This window comes from Micromonospora sp. BQ32 (genome assembly GCF_059358895.1).
Genome location: NZ_JCADBI010000004.1, coordinates 171,417 through 194,485, shown reverse-complemented (window position 1 = coordinate 194,485; position 23,069 = coordinate 171,417). Strand labels below are relative to the sequence as shown.

Here is a 23,069-nt window from a genome sequence, read left to right as displayed (position 1 = left end):
GGGTCAGACCCAGGAAGGAACCGACGTGGCCTGGAGCACCCGTGAGCTCGCGGAACTCGCCGGCACCACGGTGAACACGATTCGGCACTACCATCGGCTCGGACTGCTCGACGAGCCCGAGCGCCGGCCGAACGGATACAAGCAGTACGGGGTACAGCATCTCGTCGTCCTCCTGCGCATCCGGCGGCTCGTAGAGCTGGGCGTGCCCCTGTCCCGGATCGGCGCGATCACCTCGGGCGGCGCCCCCGCCCCGGAAGTGCTGCGTCAGGTCGACGCCGACCTGGCGGCCGAGGTCGAGCGTCTGCGCCGAGCCCGCTCCGACATCGCGATCATTCTGCGCGACGGGGCGCCAGCCGACGCGCCCGCCGGCTTCGAGTCGGTCGCGCCGCGGCTGACGGTGTCCGACACCTCGCTCATCCACGTCTTCACCCAGCTCTACGACGAGAACGTGATGAAGGACCTGCGGCGCATGGCGGACGCCGACACGGATCCCATCAGCCACGACATCGACACCCTGCCACCCGACGCCGACGAAGCGACCCGCCAGAACCTCGCCGAGAAGCTCGCCGCGCTCCTGGCGCAGCATCTGGTCGACTATCCCTGGCTGCGCGACCCCGCCCGGCATCTGTCGAAGAGTGAGCACGTCACACGCCAGACGTTCATCGACGCCGTCGTCGGTCTCTACAACCCCGCCCAGGTCGATGTGCTGGGCCGGGCCAGCATCCTCGCTCAGGAGCAACTGCGCCGCGAACAGGGGCTCGACCCTCCGGCCTGAGCTCGTGCGTAGCATCCCGAATCGAAAGGAAGGCACCATGGCTCAGCTCGGGCCCGCCACCCTGGGCGAAGACCTCCTGTTGCTTCTGTTCCAGCCGAACGCGGGGAAGCGGGGCACCGGTGTCATCGCCGGCGAGAACACGCTCTTCTACGTTCTCGGGGGTGCGGTGCTCGCCGATCTCGGCCTCGGCGGACATGTGCGAACCATCCCCGGCTGGGGCGGATCAACCCGGGTGGAGGCCGTCGCGCACCGTCCCCCCGCGGACGACATCCTGCGATCGGCGTGGGACCACGTTGCCGTGAAGCCTCGCGGTGTGCAGGCCACACTCGCCACGATCGGGCCGACCCTGCGGAGCCCGTTGCTCGACCGGCTCATCATCCGCGGCGACATCCGCGAGTCCATCCCCAAGGCGCTCGGTTTGTTCGACATGAAGGTCCTCGAGGACGGCGGATCCGGCCGGCGGGCCGGTCTGCTCTCCGACGTGCGGAGGGTGCTGGTCGACGGTGTGGAGCTACAACCCCGGGTCGTCGCGCTCGCGGCGTTGCTGTCGGGAAGCCGCACGCTCCCGCAGTTCGATCCCGAGATCCCCTGGACCCCTTCGGTCATCGCCCGCGCCCAGAAGCTCGAGCAGGGCAATTGGGGAGCCGAGGCTGCCGCCGAAGCGGTCGCCCGCACCATCACCGCGACCATCGTCAGCAACGTGATCGTCGCTGCGGCTGTTCTTCCGCCGCAGAACCAGTAACGACTGAAGCCGCTCTCCGGCGCCGACCCCGCCCGCTTCGGCTGACCAGCGAAGCACGTCCCCTTCTTCCCTCCCGGCGCCCGAGTGCCTGGAGCGTTCCGCTACGAGATGCGAGGGGGAAGCGCAACAGTTTCCCCCGCCACATCGATCGCGACCTTGCCGCGCAGTTCATACGACCCCCTGTTCTCCAGGAGCTCGTGAGCGTCGCCCACCCGAGCCAGCGGAAGGGTCGCGCCGATGACCGGCTTCACGAGACCGCGCTCGACCAGCGTGGTGAGCGCGTCCAGCTTTCCTCGGTTCTGCCGGGTGAAGACGAAGTGATAGGCGGCGTTCTTACCCCACGCCTCGATGAGGTTCTGCGGCTGCGCGATGTCGACGATGCTGACGACGCGTCCGGCGTCGGCGAGCGTCAGCGGACTTCGGGTGAGCGTGTCGCCACCGATCGTGTCGAAGACGACATCAACCCCCTTTCCTCCAGTCAGCTCGGCCACAGCATCGACGTAGTCGGAGGTTGCAGAGTCGATCGCCGCATCCGCGCCCAGAGCGCGCACGAACTCATGGTTGCCGGCCCTCGCAGTGGTGATCACGCGCGCGCCGATCGCCTTCGCGACCTGAATCGCAATCGTGCCGACACCACCCGTACCCCCATGAATGAGGATCGTCTCCCCCACCGTGAGCTGAGCTCGCGTCACCAGCGCCTCCCAGACCGTGCCGCCGACCAGAGTCAGGCTCGCCGCCTCCAGATGACTGACGTTCTCCGGCTTACGGCCGACAAGGTCGACATCGGCGACATGCTGCTCGGCGTAGGAGCCAGGGCCGCCGAAGATCCGCGGCGTGTAATACACCGCATCGCCGGCACGGAACTCAGTCACGTGAGAACCGACCTCCTCGATCACCCCGGAGATGTCGTGGCCGATGATCGCCGGAAGCGGCACATGATCCACGTAATCTCCGCGCCGAATCTGAAAGTCGAGCGGGTTGACGGCGGTCGCATGGACACGCACCCGCACCTGGCGGGGTTCGACTTGTGGCACGGAAACGTCGCGCAACTCGAAAGCATCAGCCCCTCCGAAACGGGCGAGCACAACAGCCTTCATCGAATCAGTCATATCGGTGCTCCTCATCGTGTTTTGGTGCGTGACACAACGGCAAGGTCAGCGTCCCTCCAGTGAAAACGGTGTGGTTACCGCACAGTCCAGCCGTCGGCCGGTCAACGGGGTCACGGTGCCGGGCCCGCCCATCGATGGCCGATGGCCGCTGGCCCGGGCATTTTCCAAGCGGACCCGGCAGGGAACACATCCGATCCTCGGGAGGGCCAGAAACAGGGCGTTTGACTCTGTGCTGAGCACACAGTCGCTACTGGGAAGGAGAACGCATCTCCCCGCTCGAGGAGCCGCCGTGACTCCCGTCGAAACGATCGTTCAGAACTTCCGCGACCTCGTGGCCGAGGTGCCCGAACTGGTCCAGCCGTTCGTCGTCATGCTGGCCGGCGCGATCCCGTTCATCGAAGGCGAGGGCGCATCGCCGATCGGAGTGGTCGGTGGGATCCATCCCGTGGTGGCCGGGGTCGCCGCGGCCGCGGGGAACTTCCTCTGCGTACTCGTCGTCGTGCTGGTCAGCTCGCGGGCCCGCGCCGCCGCGGTCGCTCACGGACGCCGACCGAGCGGCCGCGAGGAGCGCCCCGAGTCCAAGGGGCGCCGGCGTCTCCGCCGTTACCTCGTGCGCTTCGGCGTGCCCGGAGCGAGCCTGCTCGGACCGCTGGCCGTCCCGACCCAGTTCACCGCGGCCATGCCACCACCTTCGCCTGGGGTGTCGTCTCGTCCCTGGTGGCTTGACCTCCGGCTTCAACCGCCCCTGTCGACTGCGTCGCGCTTCCCGGGACTCGCGTCGCATTCCCCATCGAAAATATCAGCCAAAGCGGCTCGGCCCGCCAAACCTGGCCGAAGACCTCCTGCTACTTCTGTTCCAGCCGTCCTCCGGGCGCCGGAAGCGGAACGCTGCCGCAGTTCTATCCCGAGTTCCCACGGACCGCCGCGAGCATCGTCAACGACGTGATACTCGCGGCGGCTGTCCGGGCCAAGCAATGAACGAGCTACACCCCTCGCTCCGGACCGGTGCGACGCGACCGTTCGCGAAGCCAGACGAACGTGAGCACTGCCAGGTTGACGACGGCCAGGATGATCAGGGCGGGACCGCCGCCTGCGCCCTCGGTGCGGTCGACGACGATGGCGTCGCCTCCGGCCATGAGGGCATTGATGGTTGTTGCGACTATGTTGTTCGCGACGTGAAATGCCATCGCGGCCTCGAGTCCGCGGCTGACCAAGCCCATAAGGGCGGTGCAGGCCGACAGGAACAGGTAATAGCCGTTCAGCCAAGGGTCACCGGCCGCGTGCGTGAGGGCGAACGCGAGGCTGGAGACCACGAGTCCGGTGATGAACGCCAGCCGTACGGCGCGGAACCACGATGCTGCCGCCGGGAGCATCGCGCCCCGGAACATGATCTCCTCGCCGGCCGACTGGATCGGTGTGGAGACGACCACGACGACCAGCAGCGCCACGGTGGTGCCGGTGAAACCGAAGCCCACCCAGTTCATGGCGTCGGGCGTAAAGGTCGCCCCGACGGCGAGGCCGGCCCCGACGAGCACGACGGAACCGCCGAAATAGAGCGCCAGGCGCCGCTTGTCGAAGTGCCGTGGCGAGCTGAAAATCGTGCGCCACGGCACTTTCCCGAACCGGGAAACGAGTACCACGGCGAGCAGCGCGGTCAGGCCGGTGCTGAGATTGGCCGCCAGCAGCTTGAGCGGAGTGAGCGTCGGCTCGGAAGGGTCGCTCCCCTCGATCGAACTGGCCAGCTGGTAAAGCACGATCTGAAGCAGGAGCAACGTCAGGGGTATCGCGGCGATGACGATCACCGACTTCCACCAGGCCATCCGGATGTGTGTACCGAAGGGACGGGTGCTGTCGGGGGGAGCGATGGGTGGCGTCGAGTTCACGAAGCGTCGGTCCTTTGCATTGCTTATCTCTGGCGTACGTGACGGAAGCTGGCACGCACCTCCGCGGCCAGCAGCTCGGGTTGTTCCCAGGCGGCGAAGTGCCCGCCCTTGGGCAGCTCGTTGTAGTGCACGAGGTTCGGGTAACGCTGCTCCACCCAGCGGCGGCTGGCGAGATAGATGTCGCGGGGAAAGAGGCTGACGCCGACCGGCACCTCGACCTTCGGGTCGCGGTAGGTGCGGAAGCTCTCCCAGTAGATGCGAGCCGAGGAGGCGGCGGTGCCGGTCAGCCAGTACAACGTGATGTTGTGCAGCATCTCGTCACGACTGAGCAGGTTCTCCGGATCGCCGTCGTAGTCGGTCCACTGCTCGTACTTCTCGTAGAGCCAGGCCGCCTGCCCCACCGGCGAGTCGGTGAGCGCGTACCCGATCGTCTGGGGGCTCTGGATCTGCTCGTGCTGGTAGCCCGACTCGTTGGCCTGGAAGTCGCGCCATCGTTGCAGCGCGCGCTCCTCCTGCTCGTCGGTGACTTCCTCGGTACCGTACGTGGGGAACATGTTGGAGTGGATGGCTCGCACAGTGGGCTCGCCGATGGCGCCCAGCGCGGTCGTGACCGCGTGCCCCCAGTCACCGCCCTGCGCGCCGAAGCTGTCGTAGCCCAGCCGCCGCATCAGCTCGACCCAAGCCTGCGCGATTCGATCGGGTCCCCACCCGGTCTCGGTCGGCTTGCCGGACAGTCCGAAGCCGGGCATCGTGGGCAGGACGACGTGGAACGCGTCCCGGGGGTCGCCGCCGTGGGCCCGCGGGTCGGCCAGCATCGGCGCCACCTTCAGGAACTCGATGACCGAACCGGGCCAGCCGTGGGTCATCACGAGCGGCATCGCCTCCGGTTCGGGCGACCGCAGGTGCAGGAAGTGGATGTCGAGTCCGTCAACGCGCGTCGTCGACGGACTGAGCGCGTTCAGCCGGGCCTCGCAGGCCCGCCAGTCGTAGCCGTCCCGCCAGTAGTCGCACAGCGCTCGCAGCCTGTGCAGCGGCACGCCCTGGCTCCAGTCCTCCACCGGTTCGGGATCGGGCCATCGCGTACGCAGAAGCCGCTCGCGCAGATCGTCGAGCGCGGCCTCGGGGAAGGCAAAGGGGGATGGTCGTACGGCTTCGCTCTCGGCCTCGGCCAGATACGCCGCGAGATCGTCGTAGCCGTAGCGGACCGCAAGCTGCCGGGGTGTGTGACCGGTGTGCGAGGTCAGGTCGAGGCGGGCGCCCGCCTCGACCAGGGCCTGTGCTGCCTCCCGGTGCCCGTGCCACACCGCGTCGTGCAAGGCGGTGAAGCCGTTGTAGGCGCCCTGCGCGTCGATCTCGAGCGTCGTCGTACCGCTGGGGCCGCGCGTCGTCAGAGTCCGGACGACGTCGGCGTGCCCGGCGAAGGCGGCCTCATGGCCCGGCGTCGCGCCCATCAGCCCGTTGAGCCGGCGCGGATCCGCACCGGCCTCACGCAGCACGCGGACGATGCCGATGTGCCCGTCGCGAGCGGCGATCCCGAGCGGCGTGTAGTCGTCATCGTGATCGCCGACGGCCGGCATTCGTTCGTCGAGGTCCGCACCGGCCCCGATGAGCCGTTTCACTGCGGCGAGGTCGCCGGCCTTGACCGCCGCCGTCAGCTGCAGCGACCGGATCCGGTCGGCGTCGGCCGCGGTCCGCGCGTGCAGGAGAGCGGCGATTGCCTCCGAGCCGTCGCGCACCGCCAGGTCGAGCGCCGTCTCCTGCCAGTGGTTCCGCACCGAGGTACGGGCTCCGCGGGCCAGTAGCAGCCGGACCGCCACCTCGCGCTTGTACTGCACCGCGTCCATCAGCGGCGTGTGACCGAGCCGGGGCGACTGCTGGTCGACGAAGGCGCCATGGTCGAGGAGCAGGCCGATGACGCCGTCGGCACCGGCCTGCGCCGCCTTGTGCAACGCCGTGGCGCCCATGCGCGGCTCGACCATCAATACGTCCGCGCCGGCCTCCAGCAACAGCTCCACCAGGCGTTGCCGACCGAGACCGGAGGCGACCATCAGGGGTGTGAGGCCACCGGCGTCGCGGCGGTGCGGGTCTGCGCCCGACTCGAGCAATTCCGCCACCGCCGCCGCGTCGTCGGAACGGATCGCAGCTTCCAGTGTCATGCCGGCTCCTTTCATGAATGTCTTCCCGTATGCGACACCCTGTTCCAGGAACCGGGTCAAGCGGTCGGCCCGCCGCGCCCGTTCGGCGCTATCGCCTTGACTGTGTTCGTGGAACACGGTTTGCGCTGGGAGCAGTCTCCAGCCCGACCGAGGAAGATCACATGAGCGTGGATTTTCTGTACCCGGACGGATTGCTAGAGGACGGTCTGCCCGCTCCGACTCCACCCATTTCCATCATCAGAGTCCCGGCTCTCTTCACGTCCGAGTTCGTCGTGGAGATCGAAGCGACAGCCCTCCTCGCCTGAGCCGTTTCGGCGAGGGGAAGGACCCAGGTCGTCGTGAATCGGCGTGGCGGTTCTCGGGTGGACCCCCGGGCGGTGTTCAGTCGGTGCTCGCCGCCGTGGCCGCTGCCCTCTTCAGGGACTCGTGCGTCGGGGCGTCCGGCACGTGCGCCGGTTTGCGGGCGGCGAACTCCTTGCGCAGCACCGGCACGACCTGTTCGCCGAGCAGATCGAGCTGCTCCAGCACCGTCTTCAACGGCAGACCGGCATGGTCGAGGTTGAACAGTTGGCGCTGATAGTCGCCGGCGTAGTCGCGGAACCCGAGGGTGCGGTCGATTACCTGTTGCGGGCTGCCCACCGTGAGTGGTGTGTCCCGGGTGAACTCCTCCAGCGAGGGCCCATGCCCGTAGACCGGCGCGTTGTCGAAGTACGGTCGGAACTCGTTCACCGCGTCCTGGCTGTTCTTGCGCATGAACACCTGACCGCCCAGACCGACGATGGCCCGGTCGGGGTCGCCGTGGCCGTAGTGAGCGAAACGTTCGCGGTAGAGCCCGACCATGCGCTGGGTATGCGAGGTGGGCCAGAGGGTGTTGTTGGCGAAGAAGCCGTCACCGTAGAAGGCGGCCTGCTCGGCGATCTCCGGGCTGCGGATGGAGCCGTGCCAGACGAACGGCGGAGTGCCGTCAAGGGGGCGCGGCGTCGAGGTGAACGACTGCAGCGACGTACGGAATTTACCCGACCAGTCGACGGTGTCCTCCCGCCACAGCCGGCGTAACAGCGCGTAGTTCTCGACGGCCAGAGGGATGCCGGCCCGGATGTCCCTACCGAACCACGGGTAGACCGGACCGGTGTTGCCGCGGCCCATCATCAGGTCGACCCGCCCATTCGACAGGTGCTGCAGCATCGCGTAGTCCTCGGCGATCTTCACTGGGTCGTTTGTGGTGATCAGCGTCGTGGCCGTGCTCAACAGCAGCTTCTCGGTCCGGGCGGCGATCCAGCCGAGCATCGTGGTCGGCGAGGACGGCACGAAGGGCACGTTGTGGTGCTCGCCGGTGGCGAACACATCGAGGCCCACCTCCTCGGCCTTCAGCGCGATGGTCACCATGGCCTCGATGCGCTCGTGCTCGGTCGGGGTCCGGCCCGTCGTGGGGTCCCGGGTGACGTCACCCACTGTGAAAACGCCGAACTGCATCACAAGACTCCTTCGAACTGGACCGCCGGCTGGAACCGGTGGGATTCGGCGCGACGACTCCGGCCAGCAGGACTACGCCGATGCCGGTGGTGTCCCCCATCAGAAACCGTGTGCTGGCCACACAGTCAACGGGCGACAGTGACGGAGAACGCTCAGGCGGGCCGGCGGCGAGCTGTTAACCTCGAGCTTTCTTGAGTACCACCCGGTACTTGTCGCCTGCGGCCGAGGTCCGCACCCGATGGGCCGGGAAGGGGATCGACGTGGCGTGGAGCACGAGCGAACTCGCGACACTCGCGGGCACCACGGTGAACACGATCCGGCATTACCATCGTCTGGGCCTGCTCGAGGAGCCCGATCGCCGCCACAACGGTTACAAACAGTACGAAGTGCTGCATCTCGTACGCTTGCTGCACATCCGCCGGCTGGTCGAGCTGGGCGTGCCGCTGTCCCGGATCAAAGAGCCGAGCGCGGGCTCCCCCGAGACGCTGCAGCAGATCGACGTCGACCACGCGGCCGCCATCGAACGGCTGGAGAAGGCCCGGCAGAGCATCGCGGCCATCCTGAGCGAGAACGCGCCGCCTGACACGCCACCGGGCTTCGAGCCCGTCGCTGCCCGCCTGTCCGAGGCCGATCGCTCGCTTATCCACATATACACGCAATTCTTCGACGACCAGGCCCTCGCCGACGTGCGGAACGCGGTGGAGAACAACAACGACGACGCCGTCAGCGCCGACTTCGACGCGCTGCCCGCTGACGCCGACGAGGCGACGCGGCAGAACCTCGCCGAGAAGTACGCGCCGTCCCTGGTCCGCACCCTTCGTGACTATCCGTGGATGGACAACGACGCGATGGCGCACGTGTCGTCGGGGGAATCCGTGACGCGGCAGACGTTCGTCGACGCGTTGCGGGAACTCCACAACGAGGCCCAGCTCGACGTCATCCACCGCGCCAAAGAGCTGGCCCGCCAGCAGTTGCGGACGGAAGGCCGATCCGCCGTCAGTCCGCCACCGCGTCCAGCCATCGGTTGTACCGCAGGCGCAGAGCACGCTCGGTGCTGCCCACCGTCGCGCTGACCACGAGCGCGATGTTGAGCCAGGCCGACGCGTCGATCGGCGACTCGAGAACACCGAACCGCTCGGCCAGCGGCGGGAACCGGGAGATCGACTCGACGGTCTGCGGAAGGCCGAGGACCAGCGGCACGAGGATCATGACGAGGGAGATCACGCCGATCCAGCGGCTGAGCAACGGACGCTCACGGTCGAGCCGGGCGCGGCGCCCCTCGGCCGAGCGCGGATCCGGCACAAGCTGCTGCTCGGTCCCGTCGTCGGCGACGAAGTGACACCGCCGGAGGCCGAAGGCCGACATCTTCACCTCGATCGCGCCGCCCTCGATCGGGAAGACCGCAGGGAGCCTCGCCCGCTCGAAGCGCCGGCCGTCGCGATACAGGTGGGCTTCGGTGTCGAGGTTCTCGTTGCTCTTCATGTGGTTCACGTCGACCGCGTATTCCACCGGCCGGCCCGCGCCGGCGTCCGCGGGAAGATAGAACAGGGACCGGGACAGCGACTGCCACCAACGGAATCGCTTCAGCGCGCGCCCGTCCCCGGCCTTGATGCGCTGGATGGCTCGGCGCCGCCGCCATTCGTCGAACACCCGGTCATTCAAAACCGTGTCCTCGGGACACAGTCAATCGGAGTGGACGGACCTTGATCGCCATGAACCTCGAAGAACACCGCCTCTGAAGACCCGCCCGCGTACCGACCGGTGGTGCTTGACCGTGTTCCAACCACACGGTGTTGGCTGACACGATGAACGACAACGTCGACGTGCGCGACAATCCCGCACAGCATCGCTACGAGATCGCGATGGACGGCGATCTCGCGGGCTTCGCCGTCTACTACCTCGAGAAGGAGCGGATCGTCTTCATCCACACCGAGGTGGCGATCGCCTACGAGGGACGAGGGTTGGGCAGCCGGCTCGCGCGTCAGGCCCTCGACGACGTACGCGGAAGGGGCCTGCGGGTGGTGCCGGCGTGCCCGTTCTTCGCGAGGTTCATCAAGATCCACCCGGAGTATCAGGATCTGACCCGTCGCGGCCAGAGCTCCCGCGCGGTCCTGGGCGAGCACGATGAGTGAGCCGAATGTGAAGTCGTACCCGGGATCCGACATCACGGTCACGTTCGACGGCGGCCGGTGCCTGCACTTCGCCGAGTGCGTGCGAGGGCTCCCGGAGGTGTTCGATGTCTCCGCACGGCCCTGGATCGCCCCGGACAACGCCGGCGCCGCCGCGCTGGCCGCCGTCGTGGAACGCTGCCCCAGCGGCGCGCTGCAATACACCCGGCACGACGGGGGCGCCGATGAGACACCGCCCGACCCCACCGTCGTGACCACGAACGAGCGCGGGCAGATCCTGCTGCACGGCAACCTGACGCTGACCGGCGCCGGCCCGCGACCTCACCCGAAACACCGGATGACGCTGTGCGCTTGCGGCCGATCATTGAAGCGACCGTTCTGCGACAACGCGTGCCGCAGCACCTGACGGCCGTCGAGCGCACGCACTCGTCATCGCCCCGGCGACGCGATACTGGCCCGGTACGCATGCCACCGCGAGAGCACAGCTCGGACGTCGTCCGGGCCGTCGTCGATCAACGCCCTGCGATGGGCGAAGTTCCATACCGGGTTCAGGTAGTGATACCCGCCGTCACCGTCCGCCTCGATCAGATGGGCGTCGGCCAGCGCCTCCAGCAGGTCCTCGGCATGGGTCTCGAGCACTACGAGTAGTGCGGCCGCGACAGGCACGGTGATCTCCCAGTCCCGCGACACCGCGAGCAGCCGGAGCGTACGCGCCGCATCGGGCGCGAGCAGGCTCATGGCCTCCGCGTAGGGCGAGTCGATCTCCTCGCACTCCGCAGCACGCAGCCAGGCGACGGGCATCTCGACGAGAATGCGCGTACTCGCCTTGGCCAGGCTCCACTGCGGACGGGCGACGAGCCGCAGACCTACCGCGCGTACGGCCTGCCCGAGTCCGGCCGTACCCTGCGCTATCCGCCGGGCCGCCTCGGGCTCGCCCCGGAGCCGACTCTCACCGATGATCGCTCCAAGCAGGCGCTCGGTCTCGTCGGGGCTGAGCGGGCCCAGGGTGAGCCACCGCGCCCCGGCCGCCTCCACCAGCTTCTGCCGCGAGGTCAGCAGCACCGCCGCACCGCCCGCGCCCGGCATCACGTGCCGGATCAGGGAGCCGTCCCGGACTCCGTCCAGGACAAGCAGGATGCGCCGCCCGGCCGTCAACGAGCGCCACGCCGCCGTACGCTCCGCCAGAGAATCCGGCGCGGCCGCCCCGGTCAGCGCGCGGATCATGCCGCCAAGCGCGTCGAACGCGGTGCCCACAACGTCGCCCTCGACCACGATCTGCCCGTCCGGGAACCGCCGGGCGATCCGGTGCGCGGCGTGGACGGCGAGCGCGGTCTTCCCCACGCCTCCGATGCCGTCGATACCGACCATCGGGACGGAGGAACCGGTGCGCCGCAGCGCGTCAGTGAGCGTGCGGAGCTCGTTCACCCGGCCCACGAAGTCGGGCAGGTCGGCCGGCAGTTGCGCGGGGGTGACGCGCGCGGCCGGAGGCAGGCTGGCCGGCAGATCCGAATCCCCGGCGAGAACCCGGGCATGCATCCTCTGCAGGGCCGGGCCCGGGTCCATCCCGAGTTGGTCGCGCAGGGTCGACCGGGCTGCCCGGTACGCCTCGAGCGCGTCGGCTCGCCGGCCGGAACGGTAGAGCGCCAACATCAGCAGCTCACGCGGGCGTTCGCGAAGCGGGTGCCCGGCGACCAGTGAGACCAGGCTGTCTACCGTCTCGGCGGGCCGGCCCAACTCGATCTCGTCACCGGCGAGATCCTCGGCCGCGGCCGTTCGCAGCTGCTCCAGCCGGGTGCGCTGCAACTGGGCGAAGGCGCCCGGCACGCCGGCCAGCGGGACGCCCTGCCACAGGGCGAACGCTCGGCCCAGATGCGCGGCCGCGTCCGCCACTTGCCCCGCCCGTCGCCTCTCGCGGGCGGCGGACAGCCCGGTCAGGAAATCGCGCAGATCGAAGCTGACATCGCTCACCCGCACGGAGTAGCCGCCGGTGGTGGAACGGATCGGATCGAAGGCGCCGACATCGGCGATGGAGCGGCGTAGGCGGGAAATGTACGAACGGACCATCCCGGCGGCCGTCCGTGGGAGATCGTCCGGCCAGATCGCCGCCATTAGCTCGTCGATCGACGCCGGCGCACCGTTGCGCAGCAGCAGTGACGCCAGCAGCGCCCGTTGCTGCGGCGGGCCGAGGTCGAGCTCCGTCCCGCCATGAAAACTCCGTACCGGGCCGAGCACCAGAAAGCGCAGTCCGAGCGGACCCTGGGGCTCCGGTGCCATAGTCGGTCTCAGCGGCTCCAAGAGCCCCCGCCCTGTCCGGCCTCCGCGAGGACCCTGGCCAGCTCCGCCGGGCGGGACAGGAAGGCGGAGTGGGAGCTGTCCAGCGTGACCACCGCCGTCGCCCTGACGGAAACGGCGTCGATATCCCGGACCAGGCGGCGCTGCAGCGGCTCCGGGATCGCGTTGTCCTTGGCGCAGACGATGTACGAGTGCGGGACCGCGCCGAAGCGGTCCAGGGTCACCGTCACCTTCTCGGCGGCGAACTGCGCGGGCGCGTCGTTGCTGAGCATGGCGATGGCCGCCTCGGCCTCCGACACGTCGACGTCGCCGTAGAACAGCGCGCGGATCTCATCCCGGAGGGCAGGGTTCGCCGGGTCGAGACGCAGCGCACCGACCACCGCAGGGTCGGCGACCAGCACCCGGTCGAAGGTGTGGTAGCTGGCGGCGAGTTCACCCACGGACGCGGCGACGGGGACGTACGCGCTGAGATAGACGAGGTGGGCGAACAACTCGGGGGCGAGCTCGGCGGCGGCGGTCGCGATCACGCCCCCGAGGCTGTGCGCGACGACGACACCGGGCTCGCCGTTCCCGGCCAGCCGGATCCAGTCGACGAGCGCCTCGGCGGCATCGCGCACGCTCACGCCGGCAACCGGCGAGAGCTCGGTGGCCAGCGCCGCCGGATCGAAGGGCCGCGCCGATCGTGCGGCCGGCGGCCGGCCGTTCAGGCCGTGCCCCGCGAGATCCACCGCGATCGACGGTATGCCACGAGCGGCCAGGTGGGGCGTGACCGGCGCCCAACACCAACTGCCGTGCCACGCGCCATGCACGAGAATCATCGGTCGCATGCCGCACACCCTGAGTTCGTCATCGACACGACACCGCTTTCCGCCGGCTCAGACCGAGCATTCGGGCATCGGCTCCGGCAGCTTGAGATCGATCAGATAGTCCGCGGCGATCTTGTCGACACACGTGTTGGCCCCGCTGGAGACAACCGTGTGCCCCTCACCCTTTACGGTCAGCAACGCGCTGCCGAGAGTCTCGGCGAGTTCGACGCCGCCGGCGTGCGGGGTGGTGGGGTCACCGGTGATCGAGATAACGAGCGTCTTCGGAAGGCCTTGAATGTTCTGGGCGTACGGAATGCCGAGAGTCGGCGGCGCCGGCCAGAACTCGCATCCGTCTCGGGCGCCTCGGCCGACGTCGCCGCCCGGGCTCATGAAGGGAGCGACCTCGAACGCCCGGACGCGCAACTGAGTGACGTCCTGCGGGGTGAGGCGCCGCTCGTCCATGCAGTTGATCGCGAACAGGGCCTCGGTCACGTTGCCATTCACCGCGTTGTCGCCCTCACCGCCGCCGATGTCCTGCACCAGACGCATCAGACTGTCGCCGCGACCCTGCCGCACCTCGTTCAGGCCGCGCACGACGGTGGGCCACAGCGTCGGGCTGTACAGCCCCGCCATCACACCGCCGACGGCTGCGTCGAAGTCGAGTCCCTGACCCAGCGCGGGCACCGGCTTGTCCCGCAACGGCTGCACGAGCGCCTGGAACCTCGAGGTCAAGGCATTCGGGTCGGTCCCCAGCGGACACGAGGCATCCTTGGCGCAGGCGGCCGCCATCACCTCGAACGCTCGCTGAAACCCGCCGTACGCGGCGAGTCGCCGGTCGATCGTGCCCAGCCCCGGATCGAACGCGCCGTCGAGGATCATCGCCCGCACCCGCTGCGGGAACTGCTCGGCGTAGACCGAACCGAGCCGGGTGCCGTAGCTCTGGCCGAGCAGGGTCAGCTTCTCGTCTCCCAGAGCGGCTCGCAGAACGTCCATGTCGCGAGCGGTCGTGCGGGTGCCCATCGAAGCGAGCCCCTTCGCGCCCCCGGATCCCTCGGCGCAGCGGTCGAATACCGCGCGGGTGTCCTCCTCCGTCAGATCGCCGGTCAAGGTCAACTTGGGGAACACCTTGTCCCCCCGCGTCGTGCCCTTCTCCGAATAGCAGTCGGCGGCCGGCTTGGTGGCACCGACACCGCGCGGGTCGAAGCCGACGATGTCGAAGGCCTCGGAGATGCGGCTCTTGGCCAGCCCACGGCTCACGGCCAGCCCGCCCAGCACGCCGGAACCGCCGGGACCGCCGGGGTTGAAGACCACCGAACCCTTCGACTCTCCCCGCGCCTTGACGCGCAGGACCGCGACGGACGCGGAGGCGCCCTGCGGGTCGTCGTAGTCCAGCGGAACCGACAACCGTGCGCACTGGGCCTTGGGGTCCGCGAGAATCTCCGCTTCCCGTTTGCTGGTCGCGAACTCGGCGCAGCCCGACCAATTCAGCTTCTGAGAATAGAATTTCGTCAGGTCAGCCGCTGACGAACTGGCGGCCGGGGCGGGTTGCTCATTCTCGGCCGACGTGCAGCCCATGGCCGAAGTCGCGCAGACCAGAAGTACGAGACCAGAGAGGCCGGAGCGGCGGAACAGCCGGGCTCGCCGTGCGAAGAGCTGGTCAATCTTCGTTCTGGGCACAGTGCGGACTCCTTGTCGTCCCCGCAAGCCAAAACCATGTTCCCGCCACCGGGTCAAGCCGGACACTCCGCTGCCGTCCCTGTGCAGATTTCGTCAACATCTTGTCAATGCCGACAGTGGCTCAATGGAGCCATGAGCTTCTCCTTGCCGGGCATCGACCCCGACGATCCGCGTTACCACCGGCGCGGGGTGATGTACGTACCCGCCGACCAGGGCATCACCAAATGGGTGTCGGGCGACGTGTACACGGTGAAAGCCACCGCGGGGAACACCGGCGGGGCCCTCGGCTTCATCGAGGCGACTGTTCCACCAGGGCGCGGCTCTTCTCCCCACGCGCACAGCAGCGAGACCGAGGCGTTCTACCTTCTCTCCGGCGAACTCGAGTTCCTGGACGGCGACCAGCGATTCACCGCACGACAGGGTGACTTCGTCCTCGTTCCCCCGGGTATCCGGCACTCCTTCACCAACCGCGCCGTGCACACCGCGCGGATGGTCTTCATGTACTCACCGGGCGGCCCCGAAGGCATGTTCCTGGACATGGGAGACGATCCCCGCGCCGGCGAGCAGCCGCCGGCCTGGGGCCCGGAGAAGGTGGCCGAAGTACTGCCCACGTTGGCTCGCTATAAGACCGACGTGCTGCCGGACCCCGACTGAGCCGGGATGGGCTGAAGTGCCTTCAACAGAGACCGCCGCCCTGCGAGCCAGGTACGTCTGACCGTTCGCGACGACGGCGCCGGCTTCGACCTGCCCCCCGACCTCTCCCACCTGTCCGCCCAGGGCCGGTTCGGGGTGGTGGGCATCCGTGACGGCCTCCACCACATCCGCACGGCCAAGGCCGGCGCCGGCGGCGAACCGTCCTGCATGGGCATCATTCGTCGACAACGGCGGCGCTCCGGCCCAGCCCGGCAGCTGACGGCGGCGGGCAAGGTTCGGCGGCCGGCGTCGCGTCCCCTGAACCCCCGTCCAGGGGACGCGACGGTCACGCCTCCACGGCCGAGCGGTCCCAGGCGGCCAGGTCGGCGGCGGCACCGTAGGTTGCGCGGAGGAACTCGAGGAGTGTCGCGTCGGGATCGGCCGACTCGGCCACCTTCTCGTACGGAAGCACACACTCCTGCAGGGTCATGTCGTAGTACGCCTTCGTGCGCTCCCGGTAGCCCGGTGGTTCCGGATACGCGTACGCATAGAAGGCGCCCTCCTCACCACCGCCCGGCCAGAAACCGAAGCTGGCGAGCTCGTGCGAGTAGCCCTCGTGCATGACCGACGGCGGGCAGTTGGGCACGCCGCCCGGGTGTTGCGGGGCGACCCGACCGGAGAAGCGGGTGTAAGCCAGATCCATCGCACCCCAGAAAAAGTGCACCGGGCTGGCCTTGCCCACGAACTCGGAACGGAAGCGGCTCATCACCCGCTCGGCCTGCAACAGCTGCCGCCAGAAGAGACGCGCGGCTTCCCCGTCGTACGAGCAGTTCCGCTCGTTCTCGGCGAAGGGGATCGCCAGCTCGACCTCGTTGGGCACGGGGTGGATGCCGGGCTTCAGGCCGAGCGCGGCCAAAGCCTCGAGCGTCTCGCGGTAGAACGTCGCGACGGGCTTCGGCTCGAGAACCACATCGCGGGAGCCGCCGTCGCTGGTGCGCACGCGCAGCCGTTCGTCGACGAAGTCGAACTCGATGTCGAAGACGCCCCTGTCGTACGGCACGGCCGAGGTGGTCAGGCCGCGGGCCGTGGGATAGAGCGTGACGTGCCACCAGTGGTTGACCGACGGCATGTACGCCATCCGGATCTTGCCGACGATCTGGGTCCACATGTGCAGGGTGTCGCGGGTCTCGGTCCAGTCGGCCACTCGCAGCCGGGGCCACCACAAGTTGTTGATCGTTGTCTCCACGGTTCAGCCGATCGATCGGGTGGCATCGAGGATGATCTCGGCGACCGCAACCGGCTCCGACGCGGGAATCGCGTGCGACGCGCCGGCGAGTTCGACGGCGGCACGAGCGCCGGCCCGCTTGGCCATGAAGCGGTGAGCCTCGAGCGGGATGTTGTGGTCCAGCTCCGGGTAGATGAACCAGGACGGCACACTCGTCCACGCCGGGTTCCCGGATCCCTCGTTGAGAGCGGTGGTGTTCAGCGGACGTTGAGTGGCCGCGTCGATGGCGGACCGCTCGGCCGGGACGTCGGCGCTGAACTGCTGATGGAACTTCTCCTGCCGGATGTAGAGATCCACCGTTCCGTCGGCCAGGGGAACCTCCCGCAAAGTCTCGCCCAGGGTGCCGCCGGGGAACTTGCCGGACAACGCGCCGATGCTCTCGCCGGCTTCGGGGGCGAAGGCAGCGACGAAAACGAGCGCCTTGACATGGTCGTGTCCGACGGCGGCGTTGGCGATGACCGCCCCGCCGTACGAGTGGCCGACGAGCACGACCGGCCCGTCGATCGTGCTCAGGATGCTGGAGACGACGGCGGCGTCCCCGGACAGGCTGCGCAACGGATTGGGCGCGGCGATGACCGGGTGGCCGTTGTCGAGTAGGCGCTGGATGACGCCGCCCCAGCTGGCGGACTCGGCGAACGCGCCGTGCACCAGGACGATGGTGGGTTTCACTTCAGTTCCTTTCATCGGGCCGGCAGGACAGGTCGCGGCTCCGGCCCAGCAGAAACCATGTTCTTCGAACAGGGTCAAGACCTTGACTGTGTTCCCGCGACATGGTGTCGCATGACACCGAGTGCCGACGGACGACGCAGGAGGTTGTACATGTACCGAAGACATGGCGCTGTGCTGATCGGGATGATCGCCTTGCTCGGCACATTTGTCGTGGCCGGGCCGGCGGCTGTGGCCCGGCAAGTCGCGCCCGAGCTGACGTGGGAGGCGTGCCCGGCCGAAGTCGTGATGCCGGCGCCGTTCGCGGTGCAGTGCGCGAAGATCCCCGTACCCCTGGACTACCGCGACCCGGACGGCGAGCAGATCGAGATCATGATCTCGAAGATCGCCAGCACCAATCCGGCCAAGCGGCGCGGCATCCTGCTGCTCAATCCGGGCGGGCCGGGCGGCATCGGGATCGACCAGGGTGCCTTCCTGGTCAGCCGGGGCCTGCCAACCACTATCTCGGACGCGTACGACCTGATCGGCATGGACACCCGGGGGGTCGGGCATTCGACGAAGATCAGCTGCGGCTTCACGCTCGAGGATCCGTACTGGGCCAACGTTCCGCCGTACGCGGCCGACGACGCCGCGGTGACCCGGCAGGCCGCGATCGCGAAGCAGGTGGCCGACAAGTGCGCCGCCACCGACAAGGATGGCCGGCTGCGGCACATCACCACGGCGAACACGGCTCGCGACCTGGATCGGGTCCGGGCGGCGCTCGGTGAGAAGAAGGCCAATTACTACGGAGCGTCCTACGGCACGGCCCTCGGCGCGACCTACATCTCCTTGTTCCCGAAGACCACCGACCGGATCGTCTTCGACAGCAACGTCGGCGACACCCACCTCGATCCGGCGGGCATGCGCCGGTTCGGGCTCGGCTTCGAGCAGACGTTCCCCGACTTCGCCCGTTGGGTGGCGACCCGGCACGACTCGTACGGCCTGGGTCGTACGCCGCAGCAGGTCCGTCAGACCTTCCTGGGGATCGTCCAGCGGCTCGACAAGACCCCTGCGCCGGACGGTGTTGACGGCGCCGTCCTCCGGTACCTCACCTTCTCCGGCCTCTACAGCGAATTGTCGTACGGGCGGACAGCGCGCACCTTGCAGACGTACCTCAACCCGGTCCAAGCCCCGGCGACGAGGCAAGCGGCGCCGCCGAACCCCAGCGACAACGCCTTCACGGCGTTCCTCGCGACCACCTGCAACGACGTCAACTGGCCCGAGGACGTGGCGACCTACCGCCGGGCCGTCGCCGAGGACCGCGAGCGGTACCCGCTGTTCGGTGCCGCGACTGCCAACATCACGCCCTGTGCCTATTGGAAGCACGAGCCGTACGAGCCTCCGGTGAAGGTCGACGCCAAAGGCCCGGCCAACATCCTGATCCTGCAGAACCGCCACGACCCGGTCACCCCGTGGGCGGGCGGAAAGCTGCTGCGTGACAAGTTCGCCTCACGCGCAAAGCTGGTGACCGCCGAGGACAGCGGCCACGGCGTCTTCCTCGTCCACACCAACGCCTGCGCGCTCCACATCACCACGGACTGGCTGGTCGAGGGCAAGATGCCGGCCCGGGACACCACCTGCCAGCCCAGCTGAACAACCTGCGGTGACGGGCCGGGCGGATCCACCGCCCGGCCCGCCGGCTGCCGGCGGTGGGCAGCCGGATCTCACTAATCTTGACTGTGTCGCAAGCACACGGTGTCGCATAGTCCACTCAATCCGAGAGGGGACATCACATGGGGAACGTCGCATACCACCGCGTCCTCGCGGGGGGCGTCGCCGCGTCGGTCGCGGCATCCTCGCGATCGTGCTCCTGTTCGGCGGCCTGCTGGCTTTCAGCGTCGTATTGTCCGAGGGCGCTGCCGCTCTGGACGACCGTGGCAGCGACGACTCCTACACCCCGCTGACGCACGCGGTCGCGATGTTCTCGTTGGCGCTGCTCCTCCCGTGGAGCATGGTCATTCAGCGCTGGCTCTACGGCGTACCGGGGGCGTCGCTCCACTCAGTGTTCTCGCGCTTCCGCTTCGACGTGTTCGGCCGCGCATTGCTGCTCATCCTTCCGGTCTGGGTCGCGGCCCTGGTCGTGAGCGACTACCTGGCGCCCGAGCCGCGCAGCGTGTGGTCGGACACCGATGTGCTGTGGCTGCTGGCCGCCACCCTGCTGCTCACTCCGTTGCAGGCCGCGGGCGAGGAGTACGGGTTCCGCGGTCTCGTCTTCCGGGTCGCCGGAAGCTGGACCCGGGGCAGCCGATCGGGTCTCGTCCTCGGCCTGATCGTGATGGCGGTGGTCTTCACGGTGAGCCACGCGGCGACCGACGCCTGGCTGAATATCTGGTACGTCGTACTCGCCATCGGTACGGGGCTCGTCACCTGGCGTACCGGCGGTCTTGAGATCGCGGTTGCCCTGCACGCGCTGTGGAACACGCTGGGCTTCGTCTTTTCCGTCGCCATGCGGTCCGACTTGAACAGCGTCGTGACCGACCGCGATGCCGGACCCGCGACCGCCGCCACGCTCATCCCGAGCGCCGTCGTCCTGGCCACCGTGGTGATCGTCTGGTTCACCACCGGACCACTGACCGCTGAGGCCGGTTCGAGCCGGACATGACGAGCGAAACCGCCTGCGTCATCGGTGCGAGCTTCGCCGGGCTGCTGGCGGCGCGAACACTGGCTGACCACGCGCGACGGGGCGTGCTTCTCGAGCGGGATGGCTCGCCCCGGGGGACGCGATCGAGGGAGACTTCTGGCAGGTGTCGGGGTGGCTTATGGCCGTGACCGTAAGGAGAGGTCTCGATCTGGCTGATTCTCTCGCCGGGCGAAGCGGAGACTTCCTGCGCCTGCGTGCAGCCGTCGTGGATGAGGCGTGGGCCGCGGGAGCCGGGCGATGAGAGGTCACCCCGGCCCCTTGCGACGACGGCGGTTGACCCTGTTCTGGCAACAGGGTCTCTACTGGGGACCCGACGAGTCGACCTAGGTGAGCCCAAATGAATGCACCCACGTCTCGCTACCGGCTCGTGCCGATGTGGCCACGCGACCCGGACGAGGCCGGCCGGACCGCGTCGTCGCTGGAACTGTTCTTCGACCTGGTCTTCGTCGTCGCGGTCAGCATCGCTTCCGTCCAGCTGCACCACCAGCTCACCGAAGCGCATGTGCTGGACGGCATCCTCAACTACGCCGTCGTGTTCTTCGGGATCTGGTGGGCCTGGATGAACTTCACCTGGTTCGCCACCTCGTTCGACACCGACGACTGGCTCTACCGACTGCTGACCATCGTTCAGATGGGCGGCGTGCTCGTACTCGCCTCCGGCATACAGGCGGCGTTCGAGGACCAGGACTATGTCGTGCTGATCCTGGCGTACGTCGTGATGCGCATCGCGCTCGTCGCGCAGTGGATGCGCGCGTCACGCTCGGCCGGGGACACCCGCCGGTCCACCACCACCTACGCCATCGGGATCGCCGTCGTTCAGGTGCTCTGGCTGACCTCCCTGCTCCTGCCGGCCTCCGCGTTCTGGGCCGCCGTGATCGTTCTGATCGGGGCCGAGCTCGCTGTGCCGGTCGCCGCGGAACGACGGGCGAAGACCCCGTGGCATCCGCACCACCTGTCCGAACGGTTCGGCCTGTTCACCCTGATCCTGCTGGGCGAGAGTCTGCTGGCCTCGGCCAACGCGATCATCGAGGCGCTTCATGAGGGCGACACGCTCGGACCGCTGATCAGGGTGGCCGTGCTCACGCTCGTCGTCACGGCCGCCTTGTGGTGGGTGTACTTCTGGGCACCGCACCACACCGCCATCAACGGTCTGGGTCTCTCGCTCGGTTACGGCTACGGTCACTACTTCATCTTCGCCGCGGCCGGCGCGCTCTCGGCCGGAATCGAAGCCGAGGTCGATGTCATCACCGGCCACAGTAAGCTCGACCCGGTGGTCGCGTCGTTCGCCTACACCATTCCGATCGCCGTCTTCATCCTCGGGATCTGGCTGCTCGTGATGCGTCGCAGCGCCGGGCGCCACATCAACATCATCGTCCCGGCCGGAGCGGTCCTCGTCCTCATCGACCCGCTCATCCCGATCCCGTTCGCGCTCACCGCCGTCATCCTCACGGGTGTGGTGGCCGCCCTGATCTGGCAGAACCCCCTGAACGCGGGCCACAAGCTCACCCCGCGGCTCGGATGACATCGACCCCGAAGTAGACAGATGGAGGACATATGCCAGTCGAAGTGAAAGACGTTCCCGAGGCCAAACGGTACGAGGCCCGGCAAGAAGGAGAGTCCGAGCTGGCGGGCATCGCGGAGTACATTCGCACGGCGGAGCTCATCGCGTTCGTGCACACCGAGGTCTTTCCGCAATACGAAGGCAAGGGAGTGGGGGCGGCGCTCGCCCGGGCCTCCCTTGACGAGGCGCGCGCCGCGAACCTGCGGGTGCTGGCGATCTGCCCGTTCTACACGGGGTGGATCGCCCGGCACCCCGAGTACCAGGACCTGCTGTACCAGTCCCGGAGCAAGGTCACCGACTGAGACAGAAGCCAGGAGAGGCTTGCCACACCGGCACACCATGAACGGCGGCCTCGCCCGACACGTTGCATACGACGTGAACAACGATCGAACCCCCTTCACCGCTCTGGACGAACAGAGCACCGACAACCGGCGTTTCCTGTTGCGGCACATAGAGGTAGCCGCCAAATTGCCGACGATCCGCCGAGTCCGCCGAAGGGCGCTGGAAGCTTGGGATCTCCATGATCCGGACCGGCTGCTGGACGTGGGCTCGGGCGCAGGTGAGGTGGTGCGCGACCTCGCAGCACTGGTCGGCTCGGCCGGCCAGGTGATCGGCGTCGACAACTCGCAGGCTGCCGTGGCGTTCGCCCGCGAGCGAGCGAACGCCGCGGTAGTGCGGTACGACCAGGGAGACGCGCTCGCATTGCCGTACCGGGACGATCATTTCGACGGAGTCCGGTGCGAGCGCGTGCTACAACACGTCACCGATCCCGATGCCGCCATCGCCGAGATGGTGCGGGTGCTGCGTCCCGGCGGTCGGGTGTGCCTGATCGACACCGATTGGGAGTCCATGCTGTTCGACGGGACGCCGCAGCTGAGTGAGACATACCGGAAGCTCGCTCCGGCGTTGCCGGCCGCAACGTCCACCGGGCGCACGCTGCGCCGCCGACTGGTCACTGCCGGTCTCGCCGACGTCAGTGCCGAGCCGGTCACCGTCGCGGTGACCGACTATGCCGAGGCCGCAGCCCTGATGTCCGTCCTGGACCGCGCCGTGTTGCAAGGCCCTCTCCTGAATCTGGGCGAGACAGCGGAGCCGTGGCTGGCGGAGGTGGACCGAGCCGTCGCCGACGGCACACTGCTCGCGGTGCTCACGATCTGGGTCGTCACCGCCACGAAGCCCGGGTCCGGCATGGCTTGATCAGC

At 68.3% G+C, this 23,069-nt stretch carries 23 protein-coding genes; 13 read left to right on the top strand and 10 right to left on the bottom strand.

The window, feature by feature from the left end; genetic code table 11:
- The first annotated feature begins 25 nt into the window (after positions 1-25).
- Positions 26-775 (top strand): helix-turn-helix domain-containing protein, encoded by a 750-nt coding sequence (locus AC5L30_RS10440; protein ID WP_494866778.1) that lies wholly within the window; start codon positions 26-28, stop codon positions 773-775.
- Positions 776-812: 37 nt separating this feature from the next.
- Positions 813-1,517 (top strand): GOLPH3/VPS74 family protein, encoded by a 705-nt coding sequence (locus AC5L30_RS10435; protein WP_494866776.1) that lies wholly within the window; start codon positions 813-815, stop codon positions 1,515-1,517.
- A 101-nt stretch (positions 1,518-1,618) separates the two neighbouring features.
- On the opposite strand, the gene AC5L30_RS10430 is transcribed toward AC5L30_RS10435, so the two are convergent.
- Positions 1,619-2,626, bottom strand: a complete 1,008-nt coding sequence (locus AC5L30_RS10430; protein WP_494866774.1) for a zinc-dependent alcohol dehydrogenase family protein — start codon at positions 2,624-2,626, stop codon at positions 1,619-1,621.
- A gap of 289 nt (positions 2,627-2,915) precedes the next feature.
- On the opposite strand from AC5L30_RS10430, the gene AC5L30_RS10425 reads away from it, so the two are divergent.
- Positions 2,916-3,572, top strand: a complete 657-nt coding sequence (locus tag AC5L30_RS10425; protein WP_494866773.1) for a hypothetical protein — start codon at positions 2,916-2,918, stop codon at positions 3,570-3,572.
- A gap of 37 nt (positions 3,573-3,609) precedes the next feature.
- On the opposite strand, the gene AC5L30_RS10420 is transcribed toward AC5L30_RS10425, so the two are convergent.
- The 3 genes from AC5L30_RS10420 to AC5L30_RS10410 form a co-directional block, all read right to left on the bottom strand.
- Positions 3,610-4,446, bottom strand: a complete 837-nt coding sequence (locus AC5L30_RS10420; RefSeq protein ID WP_494866772.1) for a CPBP family intramembrane glutamic endopeptidase — start codon at positions 4,444-4,446, stop codon at positions 3,610-3,612.
- Between the two features lie 86 nt (positions 4,447-4,532).
- Positions 4,533-6,665 carry an alpha/beta fold hydrolase gene (locus AC5L30_RS10415; RefSeq protein WP_494866771.1) on the bottom strand — a complete coding sequence of 711 codons (2,133 nt, stop codon included), beginning with the start codon at positions 6,663-6,665 and terminating at the stop codon, positions 4,533-4,535.
- A 381-nt stretch (positions 6,666-7,046) separates the two neighbouring features.
- Positions 7,047-8,138 (bottom strand): LLM class flavin-dependent oxidoreductase, encoded by a 1,092-nt coding sequence (locus tag AC5L30_RS10410; protein WP_494866770.1) that lies wholly within the window; start codon positions 8,136-8,138, stop codon positions 7,047-7,049.
- A 260-nt stretch (positions 8,139-8,398) separates the two neighbouring features.
- Here AC5L30_RS10410 and AC5L30_RS10405 point away from each other — a divergent pair, with 260 nt between their 5' ends.
- Positions 8,399-9,211, top strand: coding sequence for a helix-turn-helix domain-containing protein (locus AC5L30_RS10405; protein ID WP_494866769.1), 813 nt, complete (start codon positions 8,399-8,401; stop codon positions 9,209-9,211).
- Here the strand turns inward: AC5L30_RS10405 and AC5L30_RS10400 are convergent.
- Complete coding sequence (locus tag AC5L30_RS10400) at positions 9,135-9,788, bottom strand: hypothetical protein (RefSeq protein WP_494866768.1); 654 nt, start codon at positions 9,786-9,788, stop codon at positions 9,135-9,137. The genes AC5L30_RS10405 and AC5L30_RS10400 overlap by 77 nt on opposite strands.
- A 155-nt stretch (positions 9,789-9,943) precedes the next feature.
- On the opposite strand from AC5L30_RS10400, the gene AC5L30_RS10395 reads away from it, so the two are divergent.
- Entirely contained in the window at positions 9,944-10,270 is a 327-nt protein-coding gene (locus tag AC5L30_RS10395; protein ID WP_494866767.1) for a GNAT family N-acetyltransferase, read from the top strand.
- Positions 10,263-10,673, top strand: coding sequence for a (4Fe-4S)-binding protein (locus AC5L30_RS10390; RefSeq protein ID WP_494866766.1), 411 nt, complete (start codon positions 10,263-10,265; stop codon positions 10,671-10,673). Before AC5L30_RS10395 ends, AC5L30_RS10390 begins: the two co-directional genes overlap by 8 nt.
- 23 nt (positions 10,674-10,696) lie before the next feature.
- Here AC5L30_RS10390 and AC5L30_RS10385 read toward each other — a convergent pair whose 3' ends face one another.
- Genes AC5L30_RS10385 through AC5L30_RS10375 form a run of 3 tightly spaced genes read right to left on the bottom strand, consistent with a single transcriptional unit; the run spans position 10,697 to position 15,042 of the window.
- On the bottom strand, positions 10,697-12,541 hold the full coding sequence (locus AC5L30_RS10385) for an AfsR/SARP family transcriptional regulator (protein ID WP_494866765.1): 1,845 nt from the start codon (positions 12,539-12,541) through the stop codon (positions 10,697-10,699).
- A gap of 8 nt (positions 12,542-12,549) precedes the next feature.
- Positions 12,550-13,386: an alpha/beta fold hydrolase gene (locus AC5L30_RS10380; protein ID WP_494866764.1), complete on the bottom strand. Its 837-nt coding sequence runs from the start codon at positions 13,384-13,386 to the stop codon at positions 12,550-12,552.
- 48 nt (positions 13,387-13,434) lie between these two features.
- Positions 13,435-15,042, bottom strand: coding sequence for an alpha/beta hydrolase (locus tag AC5L30_RS10375; RefSeq protein ID WP_494866763.1), 1,608 nt, complete (start codon positions 15,040-15,042; stop codon positions 13,435-13,437).
- Between the two features lie 132 nt (positions 15,043-15,174).
- Between AC5L30_RS10375 and AC5L30_RS10370 the strand changes: the two genes are divergently transcribed.
- Entirely contained in the window at positions 15,175-15,696 is a 522-nt protein-coding gene (locus AC5L30_RS10370; RefSeq protein WP_494866762.1) for a cupin domain-containing protein, read from the top strand.
- A gap of 325 nt (positions 15,697-16,021) precedes the next feature.
- On the opposite strand, the gene AC5L30_RS10365 is transcribed toward AC5L30_RS10370, so the two are convergent.
- Positions 16,022-16,921: a DUF5996 family protein gene (locus tag AC5L30_RS10365; protein WP_494866760.1), complete on the bottom strand. Its 900-nt coding sequence runs from the start codon at positions 16,919-16,921 to the stop codon at positions 16,022-16,024.
- Positions 16,922-16,924: 3 nt separating this feature from the next.
- Positions 16,925-17,629, bottom strand: a complete 705-nt coding sequence (locus AC5L30_RS10360) for an alpha/beta fold hydrolase (RefSeq protein ID WP_494866758.1) — start codon at positions 17,627-17,629, stop codon at positions 16,925-16,927.
- A 150-nt stretch (positions 17,630-17,779) separates the two neighbouring features.
- Between AC5L30_RS10360 and AC5L30_RS10355 the strand changes: the two genes are divergently transcribed.
- The 6 genes from AC5L30_RS10355 to AC5L30_RS10330 all read left to right on the top strand — a co-directional run bounded on the left by AC5L30_RS10355 (position 17,780) and on the right by AC5L30_RS10330 (position 23,064).
- Positions 17,780-19,258, top strand: coding sequence for an alpha/beta hydrolase (locus AC5L30_RS10355; protein ID WP_494866757.1), 1,479 nt, complete (start codon positions 17,780-17,782; stop codon positions 19,256-19,258).
- A 211-nt stretch (positions 19,259-19,469) separates the two neighbouring features.
- Positions 19,470-20,267: a CPBP family intramembrane glutamic endopeptidase gene (locus tag AC5L30_RS10350; RefSeq protein ID WP_494866756.1), complete on the top strand. Its 798-nt coding sequence runs from the start codon at positions 19,470-19,472 to the stop codon at positions 20,265-20,267.
- Positions 20,264-20,434 carry an NAD(P)-binding protein gene (locus tag AC5L30_RS10345; RefSeq protein ID WP_494866755.1) on the top strand — a complete coding sequence of 57 codons (171 nt, stop codon included), beginning with the start codon at positions 20,264-20,266 and terminating at the stop codon, positions 20,432-20,434. Before AC5L30_RS10350 ends, AC5L30_RS10345 begins: the two co-directional genes overlap by 4 nt.
- A 209-nt stretch (positions 20,435-20,643) precedes the next feature.
- Entirely contained in the window at positions 20,644-21,828 is a 1,185-nt protein-coding gene (locus AC5L30_RS10340; RefSeq protein ID WP_494866754.1) for a low temperature requirement protein A, read from the top strand.
- 32 nt (positions 21,829-21,860) lie between these two features.
- Positions 21,861-22,169 carry a GNAT family N-acetyltransferase gene (locus AC5L30_RS10335; protein ID WP_494866753.1) on the top strand — a complete coding sequence of 103 codons (309 nt, stop codon included), beginning with the start codon at positions 21,861-21,863 and terminating at the stop codon, positions 22,167-22,169.
- A gap of 37 nt (positions 22,170-22,206) precedes the next feature.
- Positions 22,207-23,064, top strand: coding sequence for a methyltransferase domain-containing protein (locus AC5L30_RS10330; RefSeq protein WP_494866751.1), 858 nt, complete (start codon positions 22,207-22,209; stop codon positions 23,062-23,064).
- The last annotated feature ends 5 nt before the right edge of the window (positions 23,065-23,069 follow it).

What these genes read in the sequence shown, in the direction of transcription:
- AC5L30_RS10430 (WP_494866774.1), bottom strand. Translation starts at nt 2,626, where the DNA reads ATGACTGATTCGATGAAGGCTGTTGTGCTCGCCCGTTTCGGAGGGGCT.
- AC5L30_RS10380 (WP_494866764.1), bottom strand. Translation starts at nt 13,386, where the DNA reads ATGCGACCGATGATTCTCGTGCATGGCGCGTGGCACGGCAGTTGGTGT.
- AC5L30_RS10355 (WP_494866757.1), top strand. Translation starts at nt 17,780, where the DNA reads ATGTACCGAAGACATGGCGCTGTGCTGATCGGGATGATCGCCTTGCTC.
- AC5L30_RS10395 (WP_494866767.1), top strand. Translation starts at nt 9,944, where the DNA reads ATGAACGACAACGTCGACGTGCGCGACAATCCCGCACAGCATCGCTAC.
- AC5L30_RS10345 (WP_494866755.1), top strand. Translation starts at nt 20,264, where the DNA reads ATGACGAGCGAAACCGCCTGCGTCATCGGTGCGAGCTTCGCCGGGCTG.
- AC5L30_RS10385 (WP_494866765.1), bottom strand. Translation starts at nt 12,541, where the DNA reads ATGGCACCGGAGCCCCAGGGTCCGCTCGGACTGCGCTTTCTGGTGCTC.
- AC5L30_RS10410 (WP_494866770.1), bottom strand. Translation starts at nt 8,138, where the DNA reads ATGCAGTTCGGCGTTTTCACAGTGGGTGACGTCACCCGGGACCCCACG.
- AC5L30_RS10335 (WP_494866753.1), top strand. Translation starts at nt 21,861, where the DNA reads ATGCCAGTCGAAGTGAAAGACGTTCCCGAGGCCAAACGGTACGAGGCC.
- AC5L30_RS10340 (WP_494866754.1), top strand. Translation starts at nt 20,644, where the DNA reads ATGAATGCACCCACGTCTCGCTACCGGCTCGTGCCGATGTGGCCACGC.
- AC5L30_RS10415 (WP_494866771.1), bottom strand. Translation starts at nt 6,665, where the DNA reads ATGACACTGGAAGCTGCGATCCGTTCCGACGACGCGGCGGCGGTGGCG.
- AC5L30_RS10330 (WP_494866751.1), top strand. Translation starts at nt 22,207, where the DNA reads ATGAACGGCGGCCTCGCCCGACACGTTGCATACGACGTGAACAACGAT.
- AC5L30_RS10420 (WP_494866772.1), bottom strand. Translation starts at nt 4,446, where the DNA reads ATGGCCTGGTGGAAGTCGGTGATCGTCATCGCCGCGATACCCCTGACG.
- AC5L30_RS10435 (WP_494866776.1), top strand. Translation starts at nt 813, where the DNA reads ATGGCTCAGCTCGGGCCCGCCACCCTGGGCGAAGACCTCCTGTTGCTT.
- AC5L30_RS10370 (WP_494866762.1), top strand. Translation starts at nt 15,175, where the DNA reads ATGAGCTTCTCCTTGCCGGGCATCGACCCCGACGATCCGCGTTACCAC.
- AC5L30_RS10390 (WP_494866766.1), top strand. Translation starts at nt 10,263, where the DNA reads ATGAGTGAGCCGAATGTGAAGTCGTACCCGGGATCCGACATCACGGTC.